Origin of the sequence: Serpentinicella sp. ANB-PHB4 (assembly GCF_031432315.1) — a bacterium.
Taxonomy (GTDB): domain Bacteria; phylum Bacillota; class Clostridia; order Peptostreptococcales; family Natronincolaceae; genus Serpentinicella.
In genome coordinates this window covers 16237-39511 of sequence record NZ_JAVKGO010000012.1, presented here as the reverse complement: position 1 = coordinate 39511, position 23275 = coordinate 16237, and the positions used below count along the sequence as shown (strand labels likewise).

The following is a 23275-nucleotide window of genomic DNA, read 5'->3' as shown; positions in this document are numbered from 1 at the left end:
TTATGATTGAATATAAAAACATTTCATTAACTTATCCAAATGGTTTTAAGGCACTGAAAAACATTAATCTAAAATTTAACCCTGGTGAGTTTATTGTCATTGTCGGTTTATCTGGTGCAGGAAAATCAACCTTAATCAGAAGTCTTAACCTAATGGTTAGGCCTAATGAGGGAGAATTATTAGTTGACGGGGAAAATATATTAAATTATAAAGAAAAGCAACTTAGAAAGCTTAGAACAGAAATTGGAATGATTTTTCAACAACACAATTTAGTAAAAAGATCTTCTGTATTGAAAAATGTTTTATCTGGCAGATTAGGCTATACAGGTACAGTTAAAAGTATTTTGAACTTATTTTCTAAAGAGGATATCGCTTTAGCCATGAACAGTTTGGACCGTGTAGATATTGCTGAAAAAGCATATCAAAGAGCAGATCAACTAAGTGGTGGACAACAACAAAGGGTGAGTATTGCTAGGGCATTAACACAAAAGCCAAAAATTATTTTAGCCGATGAGCCAGTATCAAGTTTGGATCCTCCTACAGCAAATCAAGTAATGAAGGATTTACAAAGGATAAACAAAGAAGATGGTATTACAACAATTGTTAACCTTCATGCCATTGACTTAGCAATGGAATACGGTCAGCGTATTATCGGTTTAAGAGGTGGAGAACTAGTATTTGATGGCCCGGCTTCTTCTGTTACGGAAAAGACCTTCGAAGAAATATACGGTAGACCAATTAAGGAAGAAGATATGGTTGGAGGAGTTGAAGAGGCTCTATGATGAAAAATCAAGTAGATACAACAAAATCAATTCCATTAGTTGCACCTAAAGCAAAAAAGACTTTAACCTTAACCCTAACGGTAGTTATTGGTTTATATATAATGGCAGCACTAAGAACTAGTGCAAATCCAATACGAATTTTAGAAGGACTGCCTCATATTTTTAGTTTTGTCTTTGATGATTTGATTCCGCCAAACTGGGGGTATTATAATAGAGTCTTTGAAAGACTGCTGGAGACCTGGAATATTGCTTTTTTAAGTACAACCCTTGCGGCTATTTTTTGTTTGCCGTTTACCTTTTTAGCTGCATCAAATATAAATCAAAACAAATATTTATACTATAGCGTCCGTTTACTACTGAATATTTTACGTACAATTCCAGATATGATCTATGCAGTTGTTTTTGTTGCCATCCTAGGATTAGGACCTTTGGCTGGGGTGATGGCCCTATTTATGTTTTCTTTTGGAATTCTTGTAAAACTAATGAGTGAAATTGTTGAAGTGATTGACAAAGGGCCTCTAGAAGCCATAAGAGCAACCGGTGGTAATGTGTTTCAGGTTATCTGGTACGGTGCGATACCTCAAATTTTACCCCAGTTTGTTTCTTCCACATTATATGTTTTAGAGATTAACATCAGAGCATCTTTAATACTTGGTTATGTTGGTGCTGGGGGTATAGGTGTGGTGCTTAGACGTCAATTAGCACTATTTAATTATGAAAATGTTTCTATGATTTTATTCATTACCCTTATTGCAGTAGTGACAATTGATTTTATTAGTTATCAAATAAGAAAGAGGTTAGTATAATGAACAATGTACCGAATACAGTGAACATTAAAAAACCCAATAGAACGAAGTTTTGGTGTATAACGATTATAACTACAGTTATACTAGCTACCTTATATTATATTGCTTTCTCTCAAACCGATTTAAGTACACGTAGCACGTCACAATCAACAACACAACTTTTTTTAAGGTTCGTGAGGAATCCGTTCTTTGATGCAGATGTAAGAGCTTCTGTACCTAGATATATTGGACTAATGGGAGAAACGGTTGCTATTGCCTATGCTGGTACCCTAGCCGGATCAATCTTAGCTATACCTTTTGGTTTTTTAGCTGCAAAGAATGTAAGTAAAGGAGTTGCACCTATTGGGAAGATGATTCTAAATGGGATCCGTACTTTTCCAGAGATTTTATTTGCAATTATATTCGTTTCTGCAGTTGGAATGGGACCTTATGCCGGCGTTTTAGCAATTAGTGTTAACTCTGTAGGTATGCTTGGAAAGCTTTATTCAGAGGCAATAGAAGGGATTGATATGCAAGTGGTTGATGCGCTAAAGGCTTCCGGTGCAAACAGGCTCCAAGCCATGTGGCATGGTGTGTTACCCCAAGTAATACCAGAGTTTCAGTCTTTTGCAGTTTATAGATATGAAATTGATGTAAGGGCATCAACAGTTTTAGGATTTGTAGGAGCAGGTGGAATTGGTACCCAGTTAATTCTTGATGCAAATCAAAGAAACTGGGAAGCAATTGGTATGATGCTTTATATAATTGTAATTACGGTTATTGTAATTGACTATTGTAGTTCAAGAATAAGAAAAAGAATTGTATAATTTTTTACAAATGGTCGCTCATATGAGGGACCATTTTGTGTCTCTGTGATTGTCATTCTGAGAAAAAAGCAAACCGAGATCCTTCGTTTACAATTGTTGAACCATAGTTGAACCATAGTTGAACCATAGTTGAACCATAGTTAAACCATGGTTAATAAGTTGGAAAGTTGGAAAGTAGAAAGGGGAAATTTAGATACTTCTCTTACGTTCAGTGTTGAACCATAGTTGAACGATTGTTAAACCATTGTTTAATATGACACCTATAAGAAAACCCTCTATATAAGATATAAGAGGGTTTTAGTTTATTTTCCTAACTTTTCAATCATTGGTATTACTTCAGTAATACTTTTAACAACAATTTCTGAAGAACGATCTACAAGCGTGCTATGAGGATCAATATAAATGGTTGAGCAGCCTAATAGATTGGCTGGTAAAATTTCATTTAGATAATTATCCCCCACACTTAGAATTTCATTGTAGGAAACATTAAAAGTTTCTTTAAAATCAAGAAAATGATCATTGGTTGCTGTTGGTTTTTTCGCATTAAATACAAGCTTTTTAAACACATTGGACAGACCTAATTTTTCTAAGATGACTCTACTATCTGGTTCAGGACTATTGGTCATTAAGACTAAATTTACTTTATCCTTTAGGGATTCTAGGCAATTACTAAAACCAGGAACAGGATTCATTTTAAAAGCTTCGGTCATCATATGCTCTCTTGTCTTTAAAAAGGCATCCTGTGTGTGACTACGCTCAAGTCCATAATGTCTTGCTAGGGCATTTGGTACCCACCACATGTCTCCGATGCTAAAGAAACGTTCCATATCTATAGGTACTGCTTCCGGGTAAAGTTTTTTAACTTCAGAATCCGCTAAAACGTTCCCTTCCCAAGTGAATACGTTTTTAATTTTATCTTTTACTTGGTCAATGATTAAGTCTTCTTGAACATCATAAATACGTCCAATTTTTAGTGTGTGGTTGTCATTCATAAACTGGGCATATTCTTCTGCAAAAGCATTTTGCTCTTTTTCTGGCAGTTGTTCTTTGATTTTCTTTACATAGTAATCGAAGTGATGGGTATCTTCGTATAAAGTTCCATCCAAATCAAATACAATCACTTTTATGTTGTTATTAATCATATGTAAATCTCCTTTCGTAGCTTAAATTATAGGTCAAATAAAAATGCTTATGTAATAACATAACACATTATATCAGAAAATATAATTTAAATTATATTTTTGTTAAACTAGCATAAAACAAAAGTAGTGATAAGTCAAAAAATGTGTAAGATAGACAATTAGGGCGATAATAGTATAAACTAGTAAGTAGATGTTTTGTTTATGAAATTATATAGTAATTCATCTTAAAGTAAATAAAATGAGGTGGACTATTTTGCAAACAGTGGCAAGTGTACTTAAAGAAGCAACAGAGCAGCTTGAAAAGGCAGGGGTTGACACGCCAAAGCTTGATGCACAAGTGCTTTTGTGTAGCGTTATGAATATAGATCGCATTAATCTACATATTTACCCAGAAAGGGAAATTTCCCGGGAAATATGTCGTGAATTTGGGGAATTAATAAAAAAAAGAGTGAACATGGTACCTATTCAATATATTATTAACAAACAAGAGTTTATGGGCTTAGATTTTTATATAGAAGAAGGGGTGTTGATCCCTCGGGGAGATACGGAAATATTGATTGAAGAAACCCTTCGTATATATAAAGAAAAGGAACACCAACAAGATGTCAGTATTTTAGATATTGGTACAGGTAGTGGGGCGATTAGTGTTAGTCTAGCAAAGTATATTCCAAAAGCACAGGTCTATGCAGTAGATATATCGGAAACGGCTTTGAGGGTAGCAAATAAAAATGCCATAACAAATAAAGTAGATAGTCGAGTAAAGTTTCTAGAGGGAAGTATGTTTGATCCAATAGATGCACTTAAAATGGAGAAACACTTCGATTTTATTGTATCAAATCCACCATATATTCCTTCTGAAGATGTTTTGGGTTTAGATCGTCAAGTGAAGGACTATGAGCCTAGGTTGGCCCTAGATGGTGGGAACGATGGCTTGGATTTTTATCGAAAAATTACAACTAAGTCTCCAGAATTTCTAAAGAAAAATGGATGGCTTTTGTTTGAAATTGGGTATGATCAAGGAAAGGCAGTAAAAGAATTATTGCTAAAAGTGGGTTTTGTAGATGTAGAGGTTTTACAAGACCTTGCAGGAAAGGATAGAGTGGTTAGAGGGAGAATAAATAAGTAGCGAAATGACAATATATCTGATATAATAATCTAATGGTGAAAAAATAGATGTAGAGGTGAATAAGATGCTGGAAAAACTAATGTTTTTACAGGAAAAATATGAGGATTTAGGGAGAAAAATTAGTGATCCCGATATTATAAACAATCAAAATCAATGGAAAAAGCTTGTGAAAGAACACTCTGATCTTGAGCCGATTGTTGCTAAATATAATGAGTATACTGAGTCGGAAAAAGCGTACAAAGAAGCAAAGGAAATACTCTACGATAAGAGTGCAGATGATGAGTTAAAGGAAATGGCTAAGATGGAAATTGATGAATTAGAAGATAAAATAGAGGCATTTAAAGAGGAACTACAAATTTTACTTTTACCAAAAGATCCAAATGATGATAAAAACGTTATTGTTGAAATTAGAGCGGGTACTGGTGGAGACGAAGCCGGACTATTTGCTGGGGATCTATTTAGAATGTACTCAAGATATGCAGAGAAAAATGGATGGAAAGTTGAAATAATGAGTATAAATGAAACCGGAGTAGGTGGTTATAAAGAGGTAATCTTTATGATTAAGGGACAAGGAGCTTACTCAAAACTAAAATATGAGAGTGGTACCCATAGAGTCCAAAGAATTCCTTCTACAGAATCTGGTGGTCGAATTCATACATCTGCAGCGACTGTAGCGGTGTTGCCAGAAGTAGATGATGTAGATTTTGAATTAAATATGAATGAAGTAAGAATTGATGTATTTAGGTCATCTGGGTGTGGGGGACAAAGTGTTAATACAACTGACTCAGCAGTTAGAGCGACCCATGAGCCAACTGGTATTGTTGTATCATGCCAGGATGAAAAGTCTCAGTTAAAAAACAAGGAAAAGGCTTTAAAAGTATTAAAGGCAAGACTGTATGACAAGTTGGTACAGGAGCAACACGATGAAATTGCCCAAAATAGAAGAAGCCAAGTTGGATCTGGAGATCGTAGTGAGAGAATTAGAACGTATAACTTCCCACAAGGACGTGTTACAGACCATAGAATTAACTTAACAAGTTATCAGTTAGACAGTTATTTACAAGGTGATATTTTTGACTTGATAGATGCTTTGATTACATCGGACCAAGCTGAAAAATTAAAAGCGGTAGAGTAGGAAGTGGCAATTTTGCTGCTTCTTTCTTTTTGTTTGAGGAAATTATATTCTATATCTAATTTAGTTGATACATATAAATGTATACTTTCCCTGCTTCGAGTTTACCAACTTGTTTATTGTTAAAAATAAGATGATACATTAGAAGTATTTGTATATTAATTTTAAAAACTCTCAATAATGCTAATATACAATTTATTGTAATAGGTAGATTTAACAAACACTTGTTTATTGGTAAAGGATTATATATAATAAGTTTACAATTTTATTGGGCAGAATAAACGGTAAGAATATAATTTATTCAAGCTTTAAAAGATGTCTAAATTGGTGGAGGGCTTATGGGTAAAAGAGCGAAAAAAAATAATTTTTGGAGAAATTTAATCCTTTTTAATATTTTTGTAGTAATTGTTTTTGTTATACTGGCTTTTAAAGTAATAGACAACACTACAAAATATCCAAGTCTTGAAAGTCTTATAAAAAATAGTAATACAGATATTATCACTGATCACTTCCAAGATGAAACCAACAAAGATGAAACCAATAAAGATGAAAATAACAAAGATGAAAATAACAAAGATAAAAACAATAATGAAGTTACAATTATAAATGAAAATGCTGAGCCAAGTAATAGTACATTTACTGAGCAAGAAGAACCTAAGACTAATGAAGTGGCAGTACAATCTCAAAAGACAATGTATGATACCATTGCGAGAGGACTATTAGAAGGTTCTAGGCGAATTGATTTATCAGATTTTCCCGAAGCGAAAAATGCACAAACCGTATTTGATTTGGCTGAAAGGGCTGTGCGGGAAAATCCCTTGATTTTATATTATGAAGGGGCACAACACTGGACCAATGGGATTTTTGAGCCTAGTTATTTCAAAGACCAAAATACAATAATGAATCACCGAAAACAGCTTGAAAAGGAATTAGATAAAATTATTGCTAATGTGATAAAGGGACAGATGAATGATTTTCAAAAACAAAAAGCCATTCATGACTATATTGTCAATCATGCAAGATATGATAGCTATAATTACAATAACAATACGATACCACCTGAATCCTATAATGCCTATGGTGTACTAATAAAAGGTGTGGGTGTGTGCGAAGGTTATGCCGGGGGCATGAAGCTTCTTCTTGATAAGGTTGGGATTGAAAACCAAATTGTTGTTGGGGTTGCAGGTGGGGAAAACCATGCTTGGAATCTTGTGAAAATAGCAGGTCGCTATTATCATGTAGATGCAACTTGGAATGATCCTGTTATGGAAGATGGAAGCGATGTTTTAAGATATGACTATTTTAACCTAACGGACAGTGAGATAGGAAAAGAACACACATGGGATAGAAACAAGTACCCAGCTGCCACTAGTACTAAGCATAATTATCACTACTATAACGGTCTTGTAGTGGGAAATTACAATGAATTTTATAATAAAGTGGAAACAGCGGTAATCAATAAAAATGCAAGTATGGAACTAAAAATCTTAAACTACAATCAAAACACCTATGATCTTAAAAGGGCAATTGACGAAGTGGTTATGAATCGTGGTAGTGAAGTCACTTTAGCTAGCTATAGCTTTAGCATGAATGAAAAACAAGGGATTCTAAGGGTGCAATTTAGATATCGTTAATGATTATTTTCAATGTTGTTGAAGTGTTTAGGAGAATTATGATATAATAAACAAAACTAAATAAGACAGTTCAGTTCGAGACCATCCTGTCTAAAAACAAAACTAGGCGATTTGAGTGAAATCTTTTGATTTTAATTTTATTGGGGCCAGTAGGCCCTTTTTTATTTGTGTAAATTTGATATGCAAATTTCTCATGCAATAAAATACCACTCCTGTTTGCTTAAGTGCTTTGTTTTATGACCTAGGATGCATATCTTAAGAAAACAAGGAGGAAACAATGAAATCAAAAACTAGTAAAGGTTTAAAAGAAAATAGCGAATCAATACCCTTAGTAAGGAAATTAACCATTTCTGGAATTGTTATGGCCCTATATATAACGATTATGATCATGACACAACATTTTGCATTTGGACAATATCAAATTAGGGTAGCAACATCAATATATGGATTAGGTGCAATATACCCTTTTCTAATTATCCCTTTAGGACTAAGTAATCTTCTAAGTAATACCTTAATGGGTGGATTGGGCATTTTTGATATTGTTGGTGGTTTTATTGTAGGTGTTATTACAACGTCGGCAGTGTACTTTATTAAAAAACTAAAACTAAGCGATTGGTTAATTGCAATACCCATTATATTAGGACCTGGGCTAATTGTACCTATATGGTTGTCCTATTTAATCGGTGTCCCTTATCAGATTTTAGCGACAAGTATTATTATAGGACAAATTATTCCAGGAATATTAGGTGTTTTATTAGTGAAAAATTTAAGACATAAAATTTAAGACATAAGAAGATGATTCAGAAGAAGACAATTCAGAAGAAAAGAATGAGGAGGATTATAAATGGATGGTAGAGATGAAAAAGAATTAGAAGGCGTAACCTTATTAGGGGATCAAGGGGTTAAGTATAACTATGACTATGATCCAGAAGTATTAGAATGCTTTATGAATAAGCATTCTGAAAATGATTATTTTGTAAAATTCAACTGTCCTGAATTTACAAGTCTTTGCCCTAAGACAGGTCAGCCAGATTTTGCTACAATATATATATCTTACGTTCCAGATGAAACTTTAGTTGAGAGCAAGTCCTTAAAACTGTATCTATTAAGTTTTAGAAATCACGGAGATTTCCATGAAGATTGTATTAATATTATTATGAAAGATTTAATTAAACTAATGAATCCTAAATATATTGAAGTTTGGGGTAAGTTTACACCAAGAGGCGGTATTTCTATTGATCCTTACTGTAATTATGGTAAAGAGGGAACGAAATGGGAAAAAACTGCGGAGAAACGTTTGATGTGGCATGACATGTATCCAGAGACAATTGACAATCGATAAATAAAAAAGAGTTCTAGGTTATTTAAAATAAAAACCTAGAACTCTTTTTTATTGAGGAAACTATATATTTGAGGAAATTGCATAATTAAATTTAGACGAATAAATATAAAAAATATACCTTCCCTGCTTCGAATTTGTCGACTTATTTTTTACTATAAATTCAATGATAAAAGTCAACAAATGAGGCGCGACCTCAGGTAACATTCTTTAAATTTATTCTATGAAAACCTTCAATAATGTAATTATGCAATTTCATCTATTGAGAAAGTTAAATGAAGAATTGCACAATTAAATTTAGTCCAATAAATAAATAAATAAATAAAATATAACTCCTTATTAGCCCATCATTAAAAACAAAAGCTATATTTTTCTAATCTATAGAATATACATATAATAATTGTCTTTTAACAAGGGGAATTTAAGGGGGGACCACTGATGAATGTAATACTTAGAACGACGCTCATTGGCTTATCTGTAGGAATAATTGGTACTGGTATGGGTGGTATTATGGCTTTTATTTTAAATCGTCCTTCAAAAAAGTTTTTAAGTGGTGTAATTGGTATTTCCAGTGGATTAATGGTTGCTATTGTAACTTTTGAGCTACTACCCGAGGCTTTTGCCTTAGGAAGTGTGTGGGGAACTGCTGCTGGGGTCTGTATTGGGACCATGGGGGCAGCATATCTTGATGGGTTTGTATCAAAGATCCAGTTTAAAAACCGAGGGAAGCATGCTGCCTACATAAAAACCTCTGTACTATTAGGAATTGGTATTGCATTACATAATTTCCCAGAGGGGTTAGCGATCGGATCAGGATTTGTTGCCCAAGAACGTTTAGGAATTGGTTTGGCCGTAGTAATTGCTTTACATAATATGCCTGAAGGTATTGCAATGGTTACGCCATTGAGAGTTGCAGGGTACTCAAAGTTAAAAGCCTTTAGTCTTACGTTATTAGCGGGGGCACCAATGGGATTAGGCGCTTATTTAGGGGCTTTAATTGGTAGTGTCGCTTATGAATTTATAGGAATATGCTTAGCTTTTGCGGGAGGTACGATGCTCTATATTACTTTTGGAGAGTTGATTCCAAGGTCAAAGTCCTTAAATCAAGGACGTTTTTCTACTGTTTTCTCTGTTTTTGGCTTTATACTAGGTATGATTGTTTCTAAAACATTTTAGCAACAGTTGTTTAATTACTACTTTTTGGTATAGAATATAAGTAGGGAAATTCTAAAGTTAGATTAAAATAAGTATAAAAAATACACCTTAAATGCTTAAAATTTTGCTGTCTTGTTTTCTTTTGTAATACAGTGACACAAGCAACAAATTGAAATCATAAAGAAGAGGGATCTTGATGTTTGCGATACTATCATGGACAATACGTTATGTTTTTATATTTTTAATTTATTACTTCATATTTAGTATTATCCGACTAATTTATATGGATGTAAAAACCATGCAAAAAAGTGAAGAAAATAATATAGATGGTCCCATTTTAAAATTACTTACCTCGAGTAAAAAGCTTGATTTTGAGGTAGATTCTTTTTATCCAATGAAAGAAAAAACTTCAATAGGTAGAGGAAAAGAAAATAATATTTTTCTAAATGATAAGTTCGTATCTACGAAGCATGCCTTAATTACTTATGATGAGGATTATTTCTTAGAGGATTTAGGTAGTGTGAATGGGACTTATTTAAATGGTGAAAAAATAGAAGATGTTGTTAAACTTAAAAACGGCGATAGAATGAGTTTTGGTTTAAGTGAATTCGTTTTTATAAAGGAGACGGGTTGATGCGTCCATTAAACATTGTGGTCATAATAAATACATTATTTTTCTTACTAATATACTTATTCATTGATCATGAAAATATGTACATACTAGCCGCAGGTGCAGGCCTTACATTAGTTACGGTATTAGGATACTACATCATAAAAAAAGCAAAAATGGGTGATCCTTATTTATTTTTAATTATATCTTTGCTTTCTAGTATTGGGATTACAATGATTTATCGCTTGAATCCATCAACAGGGCTAAGGCAAATCCTGTGGTACGTGTTTGGTGTAATATTATTCTTTTTAAGCTATGTGATATTTATTAAAATAAGGAACTGGGAATCTTATGTGTACCTTTATATTGCTGGAGGATTATTATTATTTTTATTAACTTTTACGCTTGGTACAACGGTAAAAGGGGCAACAAACTGGATTCGTATTGGTAATTTTACTTTTCAACCAGCTGAAATAATTAAGATTATTTATGTTTTTTTTATAGCTGCATACTTTACCTATCCCAAGAAGCTAAAAAATGTATATATTTTTACTGGTATTGCATATTTACATATATTACTACTTTTTTTTCAACGAGATTTAGGCATGGCAATGTTGTTTTATGGTATATTTTTAAGTGTTTTTTATGTTTTTAGCAAAGACCAAAAACTACTACTTTTGAATATAGCAGGTGCCTTTGCTATTGTTATTGTAGGATACTACACAATGAATCACGTTCAAATTAGATTTGAAGCCTGGATTAATCCATGGGAAAATATTGCAAGTAGAGGGTATCAAATTACCCAATCTCTTTTCGCAATTGCTGAAGGAGGTTTTTTTGGGACAGGCTTAGGGATGGGACGCCCGGATTTTATTCCGGAAGTGCATACGGATTTCATATTTTCAGCTATTTGTGAGGAAATGGGCTTGTTTGGTGGAATAGGTGTGGTATTGTTATACTTTATTTTGGTGTACAGAGGCTTCAAAATTGTATTACATACTGAGGATAAATTTAAAAGAATTGTAGCCTTAGGTATTACACTTACTTATAGTTATCAGACATTTATCATCATTGGTGGGGTGATAAAACTAATTCCGCTTACAGGTATAACCTTACCCTTTGTTAGCTATGGTGGTAGTTCCTTGGTTACTGCCTTTATTGCTTTTGGGATTTTACAAGGGATATCAAAAAATACTCAAATGGAGTTGAGCTGATTTTGAGAGCAAATCATAACAAAAAAATCATTCATCTCATTATTCTCAGTAGTTGCTTATTTTTAAGTATCATTGTGTATATGACTTATTTTCAAATCGCTGTTAGTCAGGAAATTGTTTCAAATCCTTACAATAGAAGACAGTGGATTCGAGAAGATAATACAATGCGAGGAAGAATTTTTGATCGTAATACGATTTTGTTAGCAGATACTGAAGTCATAGGCGGGGTTCCTACGCGGATCTATCCACATAATAACCTATATAGTCATGTAATTGGTTACAATAGTAAACAGTACGGAAGAACAAGGCTGGAGTCTCATTTTAATGATACTTTAATGGGGTTAACTGACAGTCCTGTTTCAAGAATTAGAGAACAAATTACTGGAGATATGATCCAAGGAAACGATTTAATACTAACAATAGATCACGAACTGCAAAGTACAGCTGAAAGGCTACTTAGATGGAAAAGAGGATCTATTGTTGCGTTGCAGCCTAATACTGGAGAAGTATTAGCCATGGTTAGTAAGCCAGATTTTAATCCAAATACTTTAAGAGAAAATTGGGATGATTTAACCAGTGATATTGAAGGACGTCCCTTAGTAAATAGAAGTCTGCAGGACTTATATCCTCCTGCTTCAACCTTTAAGATGGTCATTGCTGCGGCAGTATTAGAAAACCTGGATCAAATTGAACCTGAATATAGCTGTGAAGGCTCAATAGAAATAGAGGGACATCAGATTAAGGATTATAATCTAGATGGTCACGGCCCTGTAGATTTAACGCAATCCGTTGCAGTGTCATGCAATACGAATTTTGTACGTATGGCCCATGAATTAGGACCAAGAAAAGTTTTGGACATTTCTCATAGATTTTTCCTAGGAAGGTCGATCAACACGGATATGGTTGCAATACAAAGTCGCATTCCGGAAGGACGGGAAATGACGACATCTGAATTAATGGAAGCTGCTATTGGTCAAGGTAAAGTAGAAATGACACCAATGCATATGGCCTTAGTAGCAAGCACGATTGCCAATAACGGAATTTTAATAGAGCCACGATTTGTAAGAGAAGTTCACAGTCCTGGAGGTAGGGTTATCGATCGCCTGTCCACTGAATCCTATAGGGTAATCGCTGAAGATACTGCTGAAGCATTAAAAGCAATGATGGTTACGGCGGTAGATCAAGGTACTGGTAGGGCTGCGGGCATACCAGGTGTGAATGTAGGAGGGAAAACTGGCACTGCCCAAGTAGGCGGCCGGGATAATCACGCAATGTTTATTGCTTTTGCACCGGAGGAAAATCCCCAAATAGCAGTTGCTGTTGTGTTAGAGAATGAAGGTCGAACCGGAGGAGCAGCCGCGGCACCTATGGCTAGAGAAATGATAAATGCGGCTTTAAGAAAAGGTGGGAACTAGCTTTGAAAACAGTAATTTTAGACATGGAAGAAAATAATTTAGATAGTAATTTAATAAAAAAAGGGGCTCAGATGATCAAAAACGGTGGGGTAGTTGCTTTTCCTACAGAAACAGTCTATGGGTTAGGTGCAAATGCTTTAGACACAGAAGCGGTACAAAAAATATTTAAAGCAAAAGGAAGACCCTCTGATAATCCCTTAATCGTACATGTGTCTAGCATAGATGAAGTAAACCCTTTAGTAAAAGCATTACCTAAATCTGCTATAGCACTAATGAAAAGTTTTTGGCCTGGTCCTTTGACCATTGTTTTAGAAAAGTCAGAAAAAATTCCTAGTGTGGTATCAGCTGGCCTAGACACAGTGGCACTGCGCATGCCAGATCATCCTATTGCCTTAGCCTTAATTAAGGAAACCTTGTTACCCATTGCTGCGCCTAGTGCAAATATTTCTGGGCGGCCTAGTCCAACAAAAGGCGAGCATGTTATAGAGGATTTGAATAATCGTGTTGAAGGGATTGTTGTAGGTGATGATTGTCATGTAGGGCTAGAGTCGACAGTGCTCGATATGACCGGGGAAGTGCCTATGATTTTAAGACCAGGGGGCGTAACAAGGGAGGCTTTAGAAACTGTGTTAGGAAAAGTGGAAGTAGATCCGAACCTTAATAGTAAAGAACACACAGAAAATAAGCCTAAGTCCCCAGGAATGAAATATACCCATTATGCTCCAAAGGCAAAGGTGATCATTATTAAAGGGGAGGAATCGCCTGTAATAAGTGAAATAAAAAAAATGTCTCAGAACTATATGGATCAAGGGAGTAAAGTTGGTGTACTATGTTTTGATGAAACGATTTCTAATTACCAAGGGGTTATTGCAAAATCTATGGGGAGTCGTGAAAATTTACAGATCGTTGCTTCAAATGTATTTCGTCTACTGAGAGAATTTGATAAAACCGACGTGGATATTATATTAACAGAAGGGGTAGAAGAAAAAGAAATCGGACAGGCCGTAATGAATCGTCTAACAAAAGCGGCTGCTTATCGGATTATAAGTGTGTAGTTAGTTAGAAAGGGTGTTAATGATGAAGCGTATTTTGTTTGTATGTACAGGAAATACTTGTAGAAGTGCAATGGCTGAAGCATTGCTAAAAAACAAACTAAATTCCAGTAAGGGTGACAATGAAATCGAAATATTATCAGCGGGAGTAAGTGCTATGGATGAAGATAAAGCTTCGATTCAGGCCGTTGAAGTTCTAAAAGAAAAAGGAATTAGTCTTGAAAAACATAAGTCCAAACCATTAACAATAGATATGATTGACAATGCAGATATTGTCCTTACAATGACAAGTAATCATAAGCATGCTGTATTGGAATTGCAGCCCGAATCAAAGGATAAAGTTTTTACACTTAAAGAGTATGTTAATGGTGTAGAAAAAACAGATGATGTTTTGGATGCAATGAATGAAGTATATAAAAATATTGAAGGAAAGAAACAGAAGTTTTTGGCTAATAATATTGATAGGCTTCAAGAATTAAAGAAAAAGAGGGAAGCTTTATTGAAAGAATTAGATGCTATTACGAAGGAATTAAATCGTATCGAAGATGAATTTCGAGAAGAAATTGGAGAAGATGAAGATGAACTAATTCGGTTAAAAAAGAAAATGCCAAATATCGATATTATGGACCCATTCGGTCAACCAATCGATGTTTATAGACATAGTGCAAAAGAAATCGAAGAATGTCTTGAAAAATTGCTTCAAAAAGTATTTAATATATAGAGGATTTTATTGTACTTTAGGAAAGTGTTAAATTATATTTAGTATCGGATGCTATCAATGAAATATATTTACAACTTGTTCACTTAAGTATTTAGAATCACAAAACTGAGATTCTTCACGCTGTTCAGAATGACAAAATATCTTAGTGTGGAGCGCTTAAGTATTTAAAATCAGGTTTGATAGTGGATGTCATCCTGAGTGTATATAAAGGATCTCGGGTTTGACTTTGTAGTAGAGGTTGTTAAAGTACCTTTATCAATTTAGATTTAGGAGGGATAAGAAATGAAAATTGCCCTAGGAAGTGACCATGGCGGTTTGGAATTAAAGGAATTAATTAAGGACCATCTAGAAAAAAAGGGATTTGAACTAAAGGATTTTGGTACGGATTCACAAGATTCTTGTGATTATCCTGACTTTGCTTTACCCGTAAGTGAAGCAGTAGTGAAAGGTGAATTTGACAGAGGCATTCTCATATGCGGTACAGGGATTGGCATTTCCATTGCTGCAAATAAAGTGCCGGGAGTTAGATGTGCTACAGTGTCTGATTGTTTCTCTGCAAAAGCAACAAGGCAGCATAACGATAGTAACATACTTGCCCTAGGAGGCAGAGTTGTAGGTCCAGGACTAGCTTTAGAAATTGTTGATATATGGATTGCGACAGCATTTGAAGGGGGCAGACATCAAAAAAGAATAGATAAAATAGCTGACCTAGAAAAGAAGTATTGTTAGAGGAAATTTAGAATATAAAAAATGAATAAAACTAACTAGGAGGAAATTATTAATGAGCAAAGTAGTAACAATTGATCATCCATTAATTCAACATAAGTTAACATTAATTAGGGATAAAAATACAGGTTCTAAGGATTTTAGAGACCTAGTAAAAGAAATATCTATGCTAATGGGATATGAAATTACAAGGGATTTACCTTTAGAGGAAATAGATATAGAAACACCGGTTTGTAAAACCAAGTCTAAAGCGATTGCAGGAAAAAAACTAGGGATCGTACCGATTCTAAGAGCAGGTTTAGGGATGGTTGATGGGATGCTAGAACTTATGCCAGCTGCAAAAGTTGGACATGTTGGGTTATATAGAGATCCAGAAACATTACAACCGGTAGAATACTATTGTAAACTACCTTCAGATGTTGAAGAAAGAGAGCTGATCGTTCTTGATCCAATGCTAGCGACTGGTGGATCTGCTAATGCAGCGATTCAGTTTATAAAAGATAGAGGCGCAACTTCAATAAAGTTAGTTTGCTTAATCGCATCACCGGAAGGCGTTGCTACGGTTCAAAAAGCTCATGATGATGTTGATATTTACGTTGCTTCAGTTGACGAGAGATTAAACGAACATGCTTACATCATTCCAGGATTAGGAGATGCTGGAGATCGTCTATTTGGAACAAAATAGTTAGGTTTTAAAAGGGGGATAAACATGCGTCCACATTGGGATGAATATTTTATGGAAATAGCCGGAGTTGTTAAAAAAAGAGCGACTTGCAGTCGTCGCAAGGTTGGAGCAGTTATTGTTAAAGAGAAACGCATTTTGGCAAGTGGTTATAATGGTGCACCCACAGGTATTGCCCACTGTGATGAAACAGGATGCTTAAGGGAGGAATTAAATGTTCCTTCTGGAGAAAGACATGAACTTTGTAGAGGGCTTCATGCGGAACAAAATGCTATTATACAAGCTGCACTACATGGTGCATCTATTAAAGGGGCAGCCATGTATGTTACCCATAAACCCTGTGTGATTTGTGCCAAAATGATCGTGAATGCTGGGATAAATACTTTAGTATTCCAAGGGGATTATCCAGATGCTTTATCAGAGAATATCCTAAAGGAAGCTGGAGTAGAGATGATTATAGCGAATGCAAAAGAAGTGGTTGTATAACAAATTAATAAGTCGTTATTTCTGCACTGAGTCAATGACTCAGTGTTTTTTTTTGTGGTTTTATCTTTCCCTTTCCACTTTCTGCTTTCCAACTTTCCGCTTGCTAACTTCCCGTCATACTGAACGAAAGTGAGGTATCCGGTTTTATTTTTTCCCTTTCCACTTGCTAACTTCCCGTCATACTGAACAACAGTGAAGTATCCTGTTTTTGTCTTTTCCCTTCCCACTTTCTACTTTCCAACTTTTCGCTTTCCAACTTTCCGTCATACTGAACGAAAGTGAAGTATCCGGTTTTGTTTTTTCCCTTTCCAACTTTCTACTTTCCAACTTTCCAACTTTTCGCTTTCCAACTTGCCCCTTGCTCAGGATGACTAACAGAAAAATGATTGTGAAAAAAATATTTAATTTTTCTTTAAAGGATATTTCTAGTATTTTATTGAATAACAGATAATATAATAAAAATGTTTGGGATTGTTAAGTGGAATTAAATTAGTGTACAGTAATTTAACAAATTTATAAAGACTTCCCCCAAATATTTAAACTATTTTAGTTTGATTACGTGTAATTATAAGTTTGAAAGGGGACATTATGAGTAACAAATATAAAAATTTAGGCATATTAGAAAATTTAGCATTAGTTACCCAGATTGGAATTTCTATGATTATACCAATTATTGCGGGGGTATATATAGGTAACTGGATTGATCGCCGCTTAAATACAGGTCCAATATTTTTATTTATCCTAATTATTTGTGGCATAATCGTTGCTTTTATGAATTTATTTAAGTTGGGATTAAAAGACACGAAAAAAAATCCAAGGAAGTGAATATATTGAATGGAAGTACCGAGGTAAAAAGCACACAGATTTTAATAGTCAAAGGCGTTATAATGCTTAATGCATTGATTGCTTTATTGACTTATTTTCTTACAGATTTAGGTAGGCCCTTTGTTGTCGGAATGCTATTTGGCACAATTATTGCAATATTGAACTTCAGACTATTGTACATAACTTTAAACAAAGCACTGAATATGTCTGATTCTAAGGCGAAATTTTATGCTGCTTCAAGATACTTAATAAGATATGCCCTAACTGGAATTGTCATTTACATATCGATCATCAGGCCACATATTCATGTACTAGGAACAATAATAGGATTAATTACAATTAAATTTGTAATAATAAAAAAAGGTTTATTTAATAACAAACAATATTTTAAAAATATTTTTCAAAGAAAGGAGGAATAATAGATGGAGTTTGGACCACAGATTATCTTTGAAATTCCGATTTTTGGTGGCATCCCTATTACTGATACTGTTGTAAATACATGGATTATTATGATTGCATTAACCATATTTGCAATTGTAAGCACCAGGGTCATGAAAAAAGTGCCTACAGGGAAACAAAATGTAGTAGAAGCTTTAGTAGAAGTAATTAACAATTTAACATCTCAGACCATGGGAGAAGATAAAAAATACTTTAGCAGCTACATTGGGGCACTTTTTCTATTTATAACAGTCTCAAATGTATTAGGGCTAGTAGGGCTAAGACCACCGACTGCAGATGTCAATACAACCTTTGCCTTAGCAGCTTTGACCTTTCTGATGATTCACTTCTTTGGCGCAAAAAGCAAAGGTGTAGGAGGCTATCTGAAGGGTTTCATGGAACCATTTCCATTTATGTTACCATTGAATATTATAAGTGAATTGGCAACCCCTGTTTCTCTTTCCTTTCGTTTGTTTGGTAACATTGTAGGTGGCTTAATCATTATGGCACTGGCTTATGGTGGGTTGTTGTCAGTAAGTGAAGCAGTAGGGTTAGAGTTTTTCCCCATATTTCAAGCGGGGATACCAGTAGCACTGCATCTATATTTTGATATTTTTGCAGGTGTATTACAAAGTTTCATATTCATCATGCTTACGATGGTATTTGTATCCGTAGCAATGGATTAATTTAATTTGCCGCCTAGGGGGTGAAAAATTGGAAAATGCAAATTTTATAACAGTATTTTTAGATTGGCTAATGACCTTTGAAACAAGTGCCCTTGTAGCTGCCGCCACGGCTATTGGTGTCGGTTTAGCAATGATTGCTGGAATTGGTCCTGGTATAGGCCAAGGAATCGCTGCAGGAAAAGGCGCCGAAGCAGTAAGTTACAATCGTAAAAGTGGGAAGCAGGCAACGATGGTAATGCTTTTAGGGGCTGCAGTAGCAGAAACATCCGGGATCCTATCCTTGGTGGTTGCCCTCATTATGTTATTTGCCAATCCGCTAATAGGCATGGAGGGAACAGCAATCGTAATGGTTGCATCCGCAATTGGTGCAGGTCTTTCGATGATTGCAGGAATTGGAGCAGGAATAGGTCAAGGAATTGCAGCAGGAAAAGGGGCTGAGATGGTAGGGAAAAGACCAAAACATCAGTCAGCTATCATTAGAACAATGTTTCTAGGACAGGCAGTTGCCCAAACAACGGGTATATATGCCATGATTATTGCCTTATTATTATTGTTTGCAAACCCACTGTTATAGACGCATTACTTGATTTTAAAAGTAAAGGTCAATACAGAGGAAAATTTAAAATATAAAAATAATTTAAAATTTAAAGGAGGAGTTATATTATGGAACCAATTACAGGAGAAGCCTTAGTCTTAGCAGCATCAGCAATAGGAGCAGGATTAGCAATGATCGCAGGTATCGGAGCTGGGATCGGTCAGGGATACGCCGCAGGTAAAGCAGCAGAGAGTGTAGGAAGACAGCCAGAAGCCCAAGGGGATATTACAAGAACAATGCTACTTGGTGCAGCGGTTGCGGAGACAACTGGTATCTACGGATTAATTATTGCATTACTACTGTTATTTGCAAATCCACTAGTATAATCCAGATTTTATCTATAGCTTTTAAAACAGGAAGGAGGACCTTCCAAAGGTAAAGAAAGGAGGCAATAGTATATGGGATCTATGGGATTAGTGGAATTTGGTTGGACATTTTTCTTCACTATTATTAACTTTTTAATTATCTATGCCATATTAAAGCGACTATTATTTAAGCCTGTTACAGAGTTTATGGAAAACAGGACCAAAGGGATAGAAAATGCTTTAACAGAGGCTAAGGTTAAAAATGAAGAAGCGGATCAAGTGAAAGCGGAGTACACGGCTAAGCTTGAAAACATAAAAGAAGAAAGAAATCAAATGATTAAAGAGGCAACGAAAAAAGCCGATGAGCGCAGCAATGAAATTATTAAAGAAGCACAAGATGAAGCGCAAAAAATTATGGATAGGGCCATGCGTGATATAGAAAGAGAAAGACAAAAAGCAGCTAACTTACTTAAGGATGAAATATCTGGACTTTCCATTTTAGCTGCGACGAAAGTAATTGAAAAAGAGATTGATGAACAATCCCATCATGCGCTTATAAAAGAGTTTATTGAAGAGGTAGGGGAAGAACAATGGCTGAATTAGTTGCAAACAGATACGCCAGAGCCCTTTTCGACGTTGCTTATGAATCGAATAAACATAAAGAAGTGCAAGGTGAATTAGAGAGCATTGTAAATATATTAAAAGCACATCCAGAATTCGATGAACTGCTAAAAACTCCTTTGGTGACATCGGAAGAAAAGAAGCAGGTATTATCTAAAGTGCTAGAGGGAAAAGTCTCTCAAGAAGTACAAAACTTTCTATCTATTTTACTGGATAAAACAAGATATAGTTACATAAAAGATATTTCGAAAAAATTTAAAACCATGTGTGATGCAGTAGAAAATCGTGAAGAGGCTGTAGCAATAACTGCTATTCCTATGAGTGAGGCAGATATCTCTGTATTAGAGCAAAAGCTGTCCTCAGTTACTAAAAAAACTGTGTCATTAAAAAATGAAGTAGATACCACTGTCCTAGGTGGCGTGCTAATAAAAATGGGAGATAAAGTCATTGATGGTACCCTTAAAAGGCGTTTAGGACATGTAAAACAACAATTAGCGGAAATCATAATATAGGAATAGGGGTGAAATGCGTGAATCTTAGACCTGAAGAGATTAGCTCTATTATTAAAGAGCAAATTAAAAGGTACGAAAATAAATTAGAAATCAAAGATGTCGGTACTGTTATTCAGGTGGGTGATGGGATTGCCAGAATACATGGTTTAGAAAAATGTATGGCTGGTGAGCTTCTTGAATTCCCTGGAGATGTATATGGTATGACCCTAAACTTAGAGGAAGACAATGTAGGTTGTGTTCTTTTAGGATCAGATGACAACATTAAAGAGGGCGACACGGTTAAAAGAACTGGAAAAATTGTTGAGGTGCCGGTTGGAGATGCACTACTTGGTCGTGTTGTAAACGCATTAGGGCAAGCCATTGATGGTAAAGGACCAATCAACACGGATAAACATAGAGAAGTTGAAAGAGTAGCACCGGGAATTATTGCAAGAAAGTCTGTTGAAGAGCCATTACAAACAGGGCTGAAATCCATTGACTCTATGATTCCAATTGGAAGGGGTCAAAGGGAGCTGATCATCGGTGATAGACAGACAGGTAAAACTGCTATAGCCATTGATACAATTATTAATCAAAAAGATACTGGTGTAATCTGTATTTATGTTGCTATTGGACAGAAAAAATCTACCGTTGCACAAATACAAGATACATTAGAGCAAAATGGTGCAATGGATTACACTATTATTGTATCTGCTACAGCTAGTGAGCTTGCACCATTACAATATATAGCACCATATTCAGGTTGTGCTATGGGTGAAGAGTTTATGGAAAATGGTAAGCATGTTTTAATCATTTATGACGATTTATCCAAGCATGCGGTAGCTTACCGTACAATGTCGTTATTATTAAGACGTCCACCTGGTCGTGAGGCTTACCCAGGAGATGTTTTCTATTTACATAGTAGACTTCTTGAGCGGGCAGCGAAACTAAATGATGAACGTGGTGGAGGATCATTAACCGCCCTACCGATTATTGAAACCCAAGCTGGTGATGTATCTGCGTATATTCCAACCAATGTTATATCGATTACTGATGGTCAGATATTCCTTGAGTCAGAGTTATTTCACTCGGGAGTACGACCTGCAGTTAATGCTGGGATCTCAGTATCCAGGGTTGGGGGCGCAGCGCAAATTAAAGCAATGAAAAAAGTTTCTGGAAAGCTAAGGTTAGAGCTAGCCCAATACAGAGAGCTTGCAGCTTTTGCTCAATTTGGTTCTGAATTAGATAAAGAAACCCAAGCGAGATTATCACAAGGGGAACGACTGGTTGAGATGTTAAAACAACCACAATATGACCCAATGCCTGTTGAAAATCAGGTAATGATCATCTACGCGGTTATTAATAAATATTTGGCGGATATTGCAGTAGAAGATATAAAAGCATTTGAAAAAGGTTTCTTAGATTATGTGAATACTCAGTACTCGGAAATCGGAAAAAATATCATTGATACTGGAAATTTAGATAAAGAAACAGAACAAAAACTAATTGATGCAATAAATGAGTTCAAAAAACAATTTAAAGAAGAAAAACAAGCTTAAACATGTAGCCAGCGGCTAAATACCCAAATATGGGAGGTGAAATATTGGCTGGAGTAGGTATGAGAGATATAAAGAGACGAATTAAAAGCGTTAACAGTACAAAGCAGATTACTAAGGCGATGGAGTTAGTTTCATCAGCAAAACTTCGAAAAGCAAGACAACGCTTGGAACAGTCTCGTTCATATTTTACAACAATTAAAAATACAGTTGGAGAGTTAATGGCTTCTGCTAATAATATTAACAATCCATATATTAATAAAAGAGAAGTGAAAAAAGCATTATATATTGTGATTACTGGAGATAGGGGATTGTGTGGAGGTTATAATACAAATGCCATCAAAGCCGCCCTAAATCACATGGATCATAAAGACAATACATCCATTGTTGCTATTGGCACAAAGTCAAGGGATTATTTTAAAAAACGTAACTATCATCTGTTTGGAGACTTTATGCAAATTTCTGAAAACCCTAGTTTGCAAGATGCTGAAAACGTAGCAGGGCTAGCAATAGATTTATATGATCAAGGGGAGGTAGATGAGGTTAATTTAGTGTACACAGAGTTTGTAAGTACAATTTCTCATCAACCAAAAGTCATGAAATTACTACCCCTAGAGGTGGATGCTTCAGAAACCAGTGAAGATACTATGGAGGAACAAGAATTTATGGAATTTCAGCCATCCGCTGAGGTATTTTTAGATTACTTGATTCCTAAATACGTCAGAAGCATGGTCTATGGTGCCTTAATTGAATCCGCTACAAGTGAACAAGGTGCTAGAAGGGTAGCAATGGAAAGTGCGACAGATAATGCGATAGATATGATTGATAAGCTAGAGCTTAAATATAACCGTGCAAGACAGGCATCAATAACTCAAGAGATTGCTGAGATTGTTGGTGGAGCAGAAGCACTTAAATGATCGTAAAAAGGAG

General features: G+C 35.1%; 27 protein-coding genes. 26 read left to right on the top strand and 1 reads right to left on the bottom strand.

The genetic code is table 11. The features are described from left to right. Nucleotides 1-2 precede the first annotated feature (2 nt). From phnC to phnE (RH915_RS09530), 3 genes are read left to right on the top strand one after another with little or no spacing between them, the layout of a single operon-like run. Entirely contained in the window at nucleotides 3-782 is a 780-nt protein-coding gene (gene phnC, locus RH915_RS09540; RefSeq protein ID WP_310479644.1) for a phosphonate ABC transporter ATP-binding protein, read from the top strand. Next, the gene (gene phnE, locus RH915_RS09535; protein WP_310479642.1) at nucleotides 782-1588 is read left to right on the top strand and encodes a phosphonate ABC transporter, permease protein PhnE; all 807 of its coding nucleotides are present in this window, start codon (nucleotides 782-784) and stop codon (nucleotides 1586-1588) included. The genes phnC and phnE (RH915_RS09535) overlap by 1 nt, the downstream gene beginning before the upstream one ends. Then, nucleotides 1588-2394, top strand: coding sequence for a phosphonate ABC transporter, permease protein PhnE (gene phnE / locus RH915_RS09530; protein ID WP_310479641.1), 807 nt, complete (start codon nucleotides 1588-1590; stop codon nucleotides 2392-2394). Before phnE (RH915_RS09535) ends, phnE (RH915_RS09530) begins: the two co-directional genes overlap by 1 nt. Nucleotides 2395-2696: 302 nt before the next feature. Here phnE (RH915_RS09530) and RH915_RS09525 read toward each other — a convergent pair whose 3' ends face one another. Then, a complete protein-coding gene (locus RH915_RS09525; protein WP_310479640.1) occupies nucleotides 2697-3536 on the bottom strand; it encodes an HAD family hydrolase in 840 nt (279 codons plus the stop codon). A 262-nt stretch (nucleotides 3537-3798) separates the two neighbouring features. Between RH915_RS09525 and prmC the strand changes: the two genes are divergently transcribed. The 23 genes from prmC to atpG all read left to right on the top strand — a co-directional run bounded on the left by prmC (nucleotide 3799) and on the right by atpG (nucleotide 23262). Next, entirely contained in the window at nucleotides 3799-4662 is an 864-nt protein-coding gene (gene prmC / locus RH915_RS09520; protein ID WP_310479677.1) for a peptide chain release factor N(5)-glutamine methyltransferase, read from the top strand. A 64-nt stretch (nucleotides 4663-4726) separates the two neighbouring features. Next, nucleotides 4727-5797, top strand: coding sequence for a peptide chain release factor 1 (gene prfA, locus RH915_RS09515; protein WP_310479639.1), 1071 nt, complete (start codon nucleotides 4727-4729; stop codon nucleotides 5795-5797). Nucleotides 5798-6132: 335 nt separating this feature from the next. Further along, nucleotides 6133-7428 carry a transglutaminase domain-containing protein gene (locus RH915_RS09510; RefSeq protein ID WP_310479637.1) on the top strand — a complete coding sequence of 432 codons (1296 nt, stop codon included), beginning with the start codon at nucleotides 6133-6135 and terminating at the stop codon, nucleotides 7426-7428. 277 nt (nucleotides 7429-7705) lie between these two features. Continuing rightward, on the top strand, nucleotides 7706-8212 hold the full coding sequence (locus tag RH915_RS09505; protein WP_310479635.1) for a QueT transporter family protein: 507 nt from the start codon (nucleotides 7706-7708) through the stop codon (nucleotides 8210-8212). Nucleotides 8213-8272: 60 nt separating this feature from the next. Next, nucleotides 8273-8770: a preQ(1) synthase gene (gene queF / locus RH915_RS09500; RefSeq protein ID WP_310479634.1), complete on the top strand. Its 498-nt coding sequence runs from the start codon at nucleotides 8273-8275 to the stop codon at nucleotides 8768-8770. 435 nt (nucleotides 8771-9205) lie between these two features. Beyond that, nucleotides 9206-9943, top strand: a complete 738-nt coding sequence (locus RH915_RS09495) for a ZIP family metal transporter (protein ID WP_310479633.1) — start codon at nucleotides 9206-9208, stop codon at nucleotides 9941-9943. Between the two features lie 175 nt (nucleotides 9944-10118). Next, nucleotides 10119-10556: an FHA domain-containing protein gene (locus RH915_RS09490; protein WP_310479632.1), complete on the top strand. Its 438-nt coding sequence runs from the start codon at nucleotides 10119-10121 to the stop codon at nucleotides 10554-10556. Continuing rightward, nucleotides 10556-11746: an FtsW/RodA/SpoVE family cell cycle protein gene (locus RH915_RS09485; RefSeq protein WP_310479630.1), complete on the top strand. Its 1191-nt coding sequence runs from the start codon at nucleotides 10556-10558 to the stop codon at nucleotides 11744-11746. Before RH915_RS09490 ends, RH915_RS09485 begins: the two co-directional genes overlap by 1 nt. A 2-nt stretch (nucleotides 11747-11748) precedes the next feature. Continuing rightward, complete coding sequence (locus RH915_RS09480) at nucleotides 11749-13161, top strand: peptidoglycan D,D-transpeptidase FtsI family protein (protein ID WP_310479628.1); 1413 nt, start codon at nucleotides 11749-11751, stop codon at nucleotides 13159-13161. A gap of 2 nt (nucleotides 13162-13163) precedes the next feature. Next, entirely contained in the window at nucleotides 13164-14216 is a 1053-nt protein-coding gene (locus RH915_RS09475) for an L-threonylcarbamoyladenylate synthase (protein WP_310479626.1), read from the top strand. 22 nt (nucleotides 14217-14238) lie between these two features. Further along, nucleotides 14239-14934, top strand: coding sequence for a low molecular weight protein arginine phosphatase (locus tag RH915_RS09470; protein ID WP_310479624.1), 696 nt, complete (start codon nucleotides 14239-14241; stop codon nucleotides 14932-14934). Between the two features lie 282 nt (nucleotides 14935-15216). Beyond that, nucleotides 15217-15663 carry a ribose 5-phosphate isomerase B gene (rpiB, locus tag RH915_RS09465; protein ID WP_310479623.1) on the top strand — a complete coding sequence of 149 codons (447 nt, stop codon included), beginning with the start codon at nucleotides 15217-15219 and terminating at the stop codon, nucleotides 15661-15663. A gap of 52 nt (nucleotides 15664-15715) precedes the next feature. Next, nucleotides 15716-16345 (top strand): uracil phosphoribosyltransferase, encoded by a 630-nt coding sequence (upp, locus tag RH915_RS09460; protein WP_310479622.1) that lies wholly within the window; start codon nucleotides 15716-15718, stop codon nucleotides 16343-16345. Between the two features lie 24 nt (nucleotides 16346-16369). Further along, nucleotides 16370-16828: a deoxycytidylate deaminase gene (locus tag RH915_RS09455; protein ID WP_310479620.1), complete on the top strand. Its 459-nt coding sequence runs from the start codon at nucleotides 16370-16372 to the stop codon at nucleotides 16826-16828. 588 nt (nucleotides 16829-17416) lie between these two features. Further along, nucleotides 17417-17653 (top strand): AtpZ/AtpI family protein, encoded by a 237-nt coding sequence (locus tag RH915_RS09450; RefSeq protein ID WP_310479617.1) that lies wholly within the window; start codon nucleotides 17417-17419, stop codon nucleotides 17651-17653. A gap of 5 nt (nucleotides 17654-17658) precedes the next feature. Beyond that, nucleotides 17659-18072, top strand: a complete 414-nt coding sequence (locus RH915_RS09445; RefSeq protein ID WP_310479614.1) for an ATP synthase subunit I — start codon at nucleotides 17659-17661, stop codon at nucleotides 18070-18072. A gap of 3 nt (nucleotides 18073-18075) precedes the next feature. Then, nucleotides 18076-18777: a F0F1 ATP synthase subunit A gene (gene atpB, locus RH915_RS09440; RefSeq protein ID WP_310479613.1), complete on the top strand. Its 702-nt coding sequence runs from the start codon at nucleotides 18076-18078 to the stop codon at nucleotides 18775-18777. Nucleotides 18778-18805: 28 nt separating this feature from the next. Beyond that, on the top strand, nucleotides 18806-19351 hold the full coding sequence (gene atpE, locus RH915_RS09435) for an ATP synthase F0 subunit C (RefSeq protein ID WP_310479612.1): 546 nt from the start codon (nucleotides 18806-18808) through the stop codon (nucleotides 19349-19351). Nucleotides 19352-19440: 89 nt separating this feature from the next. Then, nucleotides 19441-19698, top strand: a complete 258-nt coding sequence (gene atpE, locus RH915_RS09430) for an ATP synthase F0 subunit C (RefSeq protein ID WP_310479609.1) — start codon at nucleotides 19441-19443, stop codon at nucleotides 19696-19698. Between the two features lie 72 nt (nucleotides 19699-19770). Then, on the top strand, nucleotides 19771-20280 hold the full coding sequence (gene atpF, locus RH915_RS09425) for a F0F1 ATP synthase subunit B (protein ID WP_310479607.1): 510 nt from the start codon (nucleotides 19771-19773) through the stop codon (nucleotides 20278-20280). Beyond that, on the top strand, nucleotides 20268-20810 hold the full coding sequence (locus RH915_RS09420) for a F0F1 ATP synthase subunit delta (protein WP_310479606.1): 543 nt from the start codon (nucleotides 20268-20270) through the stop codon (nucleotides 20808-20810). Before atpF ends, RH915_RS09420 begins: the two co-directional genes overlap by 13 nt. Nucleotides 20811-20827: 17 nt before the next feature. Beyond that, on the top strand, nucleotides 20828-22348 hold the full coding sequence (gene atpA / locus RH915_RS09415) for a F0F1 ATP synthase subunit alpha (RefSeq protein WP_310479605.1): 1521 nt from the start codon (nucleotides 20828-20830) through the stop codon (nucleotides 22346-22348). 44 nt (nucleotides 22349-22392) lie between these two features. Then, a complete protein-coding gene (atpG, locus tag RH915_RS09410; protein WP_310479604.1) occupies nucleotides 22393-23262 on the top strand; it encodes an ATP synthase F1 subunit gamma in 870 nt (289 codons plus the stop codon). Nucleotides 23263-23275: the final 13 nt, after the last annotated feature.